The organism is uncultured Succinivibrio sp. (assembly GCF_902756765.1).
Lineage (GTDB): Bacteria > Pseudomonadota > Gammaproteobacteria > Enterobacterales > Succinivibrionaceae > Succinivibrio.
Map to the genome: position 1 here is coordinate 1 of NZ_CACVSS010000133.1, position 3897 is coordinate 3897.

At 38.5% G+C, this 3897-nt stretch carries 4 protein-coding genes and 1 pseudogene; 2 read left to right on the plus strand and 3 right to left on the minus strand.

Features of this window, described 5'->3' with window-relative positions:
- The 3 genes and pseudogenes from QZU45_RS11305 to QZU45_RS11315 all read right to left on the minus strand — a co-directional run.
- Positions 1-183 (minus strand): annotated as a pseudogene (locus tag QZU45_RS11305) (hypothetical protein); the annotation flags it as partial.
- A gap of 95 nt (positions 184-278) precedes the next feature.
- Entirely contained in the window at positions 279-758 is a 480-nt protein-coding gene (locus tag QZU45_RS11310; protein WP_013727001.1) for a DNA starvation/stationary phase protection protein, read from the minus strand.
- 84 nt (positions 759-842) lie between these two features.
- The gene (locus tag QZU45_RS11315; RefSeq protein WP_295355355.1) at positions 843-1238 is read right to left on the minus strand and encodes an extracellular solute-binding protein; all 396 of its coding nucleotides are present in this window, start codon (positions 1236-1238) and stop codon (positions 843-845) included.
- A 297-nt stretch (positions 1239-1535) separates the two neighbouring features.
- Between QZU45_RS11315 and QZU45_RS11320 the strand changes: the two genes are divergently transcribed.
- Together QZU45_RS11320 and QZU45_RS11325 are read left to right on the plus strand one after the other, a co-directional pair.
- The gene (locus tag QZU45_RS11320; protein ID WP_074840742.1) at positions 1536-2312 is read left to right on the plus strand and encodes a ParA family protein; all 777 of its coding nucleotides are present in this window, start codon (positions 1536-1538) and stop codon (positions 2310-2312) included.
- Positions 2313-2554: 242 nt separating this feature from the next.
- Positions 2555-3439, plus strand: a complete 885-nt coding sequence (locus QZU45_RS11325) for a flagellin (protein ID WP_295355358.1) — start codon at positions 2555-2557, stop codon at positions 3437-3439.
- The last annotated feature ends 458 nt before the right edge of the window (positions 3440-3897 follow it).

The following is a 3897-nucleotide window of genomic DNA, read 5'->3' on the forward strand; positions in this document are numbered from 1 at the left end:
CAATCCATACATAAATGCGGTATCCAGTAACGTAATGCCGTCGTTCAATGCCGCTTTAACAACTGCCTCGCCGTCCGAATCTTTCAGGCCGTCAAATAAATTATGGCCGCCGACCTTGTTGGTCCCCAGACCCAAGGGGCCGCTGACAACCTCGCTCTTACCAATTTTAACTGAGTTATTCAAAGTCAATTCCTCCTTACATATCAATAATGCTCTGCCATAAAAATAGGGCTGAAATTAAAATATTTCAACCCAAGTGTCTATTTTTCGATAATTGATTATTCGTCGTAAGGCCCTTTGCCGAGGTAGGCGTTAATCATCCAAATATTCTTATCAATGTCTTCTTTAAAGCCATTCAGCATATCTTGAGTTGGAAAATCTTTTTCCTCGTCAGTGACCTCGATGCCCTTTTGATATTGATCACGCAAATACCTGAATTGATCAACCAGCCGCTGCATGAAGTCACGCATGGTTAATTGATCCCAGGTAACCTTTTCGTCCGGTAAGCCGGTGTTATCAATGAATTCGTGAGTGGTTGCGAACGGCGAACCGTTGATTGCGATCAGTCGCTCGGCAACGTTATCCAATTGATCAGCTAATTGATCACTATAATCATCCATCAGCGGGTGCAGGCGAAAGAAGTTCTCACCCCGCATGTACCAGTGGGTTTGTTGGATGTTGGTCTGCAGCTGGCTGAGATCTGCGACTAATTGATTCAATTGTGCGCGTGTCTTTGGAAAATCGTACTTGTCTGCCATCAGATTACCTCCCAGAATAATTTTGAATTCGCTTACACAGTCAGTGTACTCGATTCTGGGAGACGGTCGCAAGGAAGTTGCCTTTTAGTTTTCGAAAGGCTTAGTGGTCTTTTGGTCCACTGACAGTCGGTGCCTGTGGTTGGTCAGGCTCCGTCGTTTCCGGAGATTCTTCCAGTTTGGAATCTTGCTCTTGTCAATCTTCTGTAAAGCTCCTGCCTTAGCCAGACGTGGTACATAGTAGCTGGTCATCATCACAGCATCAAAGCCTGATTTACCTGATAATAGACGAGCCTCTACCATCTCGTTACTGTCAAACAGTGCATAGTTAGTCTTAAGACCTGTTGCTTTTTCAAAGTCTGCAACTGTTGTTTCACCAATATAATCACTCCAGTTCCAGACATTGACGTCATAGTCAGCATTTGAAGCGGTTGCTGCAGATAGAAAAGCCAAACCTACAACAGTCTTAGAAAAATTCTTCATGTGCAATTACCTTTAAAAAATGAAGAAAAAATTAACGTTCAATGTTTCTGCATTATAGATAGAACTGAGCTGATTACAATAAAAAAATTCACTTTATTGTATTTAATTTTGTATTTTCAAAAATATCCTTTTAAATCAATTCGTTTTAAGATTTTTGTAAATTTACTGAAAAAATACTCTGTAAAAAAATGATGCAAAAAAATAATGCACAGAATCTCAAAATAACATTAAAAAATTACAAGATCCTTTTGATATTCATTGAGTTTCTCTTACAATAGGGTAGTAAGGAGATGAAAAATGGGAGTAATTATTACACTTTGCAATCCAAAGGGAGGAACAGCAAAAACCTCTACAGCAGTAAACCTCTGCTGTGGTCTTAAGGCTGTGAATAAAAAAGTTCTGCTGGTTGATTTTGACCCTCAGCGTTCTGCAAGTGTAGCTCTTGGTTATGAATACTTCGATTCAGAAAGTAATATCAGTTCTTCGGTTCTGGACGGGGTTCCTATTGAAGACTGTATTGTTCCTTATGCCAAGGGAGGCTTTGATCTGTCTTTGGCCAGTGATGATCTGATTGCAGTACCTGCCGCCTTAAGAGAAAGACTGAATGCCCATGAAGTTTTAGCTGATGCTCTGGCTCCGGTTAAGGACAAGTACGATTTTATTGTGGTGGATACACCGGCCACATTAAATATGATCACTATTATTGCAATCTGTGCCTCCGATTATCTGATTATTCCTGTCTCCTGTGATATTTTTTCTGTGGATTCCATGATGGGCCTTATCAAAAAGTTTCATGAATTAAAGGAAAACGGTCTGACCCACTGTAATATTCTTGGTATCCTGAGAACCATGTATGACAAGCTGCTGCCTCTAGCTTCAACTATCTCCGCCGAACTTGAAAACTCATTCAGCGATATGCTGTTTAAAACCAAGATAACCTATAATCCAAGAATATCTGAATCGTCTTCTGCCGCAGTCCCAGTACTGCTTTATGACAGAACTTCTCTGGGCTCTCAGGAGTATCTTTCCTTTACAGGAGAAGTTTTAAAAAAGATTCGTCATCTGGAAGGTTAGAGTTAATATTAATAATTTGGGTCTAACTATAATTTAATCTTTCTTCAGGTGGCAAGTATTTGCCATTTATCTTATATTTTTGCCCAGAATAGCTGCCAGTCATGTATTGAGCATTGGCTTCATCTTATAATTTCTGATTTAACTGTTTAATCTACAAGGTATTTTATTGTCGTTATTTTATATTTAATCTGGCATATAAATTGCTATGGTTTTCTCATAATAATCACCTTGAGAGAATAGCTATGGCACTATATATTCAGACTAATACCTCCTCTATAAATGCACAGAGAGACCTCAATCATGTAAATCGTGTCAATAATAACGTTACCCAGAGACTTGCTTCAGGTTTACGTATCAATTCAGCTGCGGATGATCCTGCAAATCTGCAGGTAAGTAACCGTATGACCTCTCAGATAAACGGTCTTAAACAGGGCAACAGAAATACCAGTGACGGTCAGGCTCTTATAAATACAGCTGAAGGCGCATTATGTGAGGAATTAAGTATTCTTCAGCGAATTCGTGTCTTAGCTCTTCAGAGTGCAAATGGAACCTATACTCAGCTGGATCGTGACTCCATGCAGCAGGAAGTGAACTCTATCTGTAAGGAGATCACCAGAATAGCCTACAGTACAACTTATGGCGGAGCTCAGATTCTAAATGGAACCAATAACGGACTTATAAATCAGGAGGGTAATCTTAGAATTCATGTTGGCGCTCAGGCGAACTGTGTCGTTGATATTAAGCTGGATATTGCTTTTTCAATGTCGGCTCTGCATGCCTATATAGGCGGACTTACTGATGGTGGTTATGATTCTGAGAATCAGTCTTTTGATATCTCTTCAAGAGAAAATGCAGAAAAGGTAATTGCAGGAGTTGATGATTACATAAATTATATCGATTCAAAAAGATCAGAACTTGGTGCTATTTCAAACAGATTCGATTCAACTTTGAGAAATCAGGATAATATTCATGAGAATCAGAGTTTCTCCAGATCACAGATACGTGACAGTGATTATGCCGAGGAGTCGTCAAGATATATTCAGAATAACATTATGACCAATGCCTCTACACAGATGCTGGTTCAGGCAAATGCAAGACCAGAGATTGTGGCAGCACTACTGTCGTGATGAAAAAATAGGTTAAAATATTGTTGTAAGAGCTTTGTTTATTTTTCAATGTATTATCTATCTGCCTGAGCTTTGCGTAATAACTGCTTGAGAGTAGAGAAATAAACGACTTCTACTCCACAATCTTCCATTGTGAAATTGCTTTGTCATCTGCATTAATAACTACAGCAATTCTTATGAGTTCTTTTGGATTAAGGATTTCTCTTACTTTAATTTGCTGAGTAAGGATAATATCCTGTAAAAACTCGCAAATTACCAATTTTTCTGCTTGCTTTTCAAATGTTAAGATTCATTTGGTTTTCAAAAAACATGAGTCGTTTTCAACATAATTGTATATGGAAAGATTGTGCTATAATCATCCATCTTTTCTGTTTCACAAATTTTCGAGAAAAAAGTAACTTATGACCAAAGATAGAATTATCCCTGATAAATCAAGAAGAGCTCCTAAAAGAGATATT

Excerpts from the sequence above, each read along its gene's own strand:
- QZU45_RS11310 (WP_013727001.1), bottom strand. The coding sequence starts at position 758 with ATGGCAGACAAGTACGATTTTCCAAAGACACGCGCACAATTGAATCAA.
- QZU45_RS11315 (WP_295355355.1), bottom strand. The coding sequence starts at position 1,238 with ATGAAGAATTTTTCTAAGACTGTTGTAGGTTTGGCTTTTCTATCTGCA.
- QZU45_RS11320 (WP_074840742.1), top strand. The coding sequence starts at position 1,536 with ATGGGAGTAATTATTACACTTTGCAATCCAAAGGGAGGAACAGCAAAA.
- QZU45_RS11325 (WP_295355358.1), top strand. The coding sequence starts at position 2,555 with ATGGCACTATATATTCAGACTAATACCTCCTCTATAAATGCACAGAGA.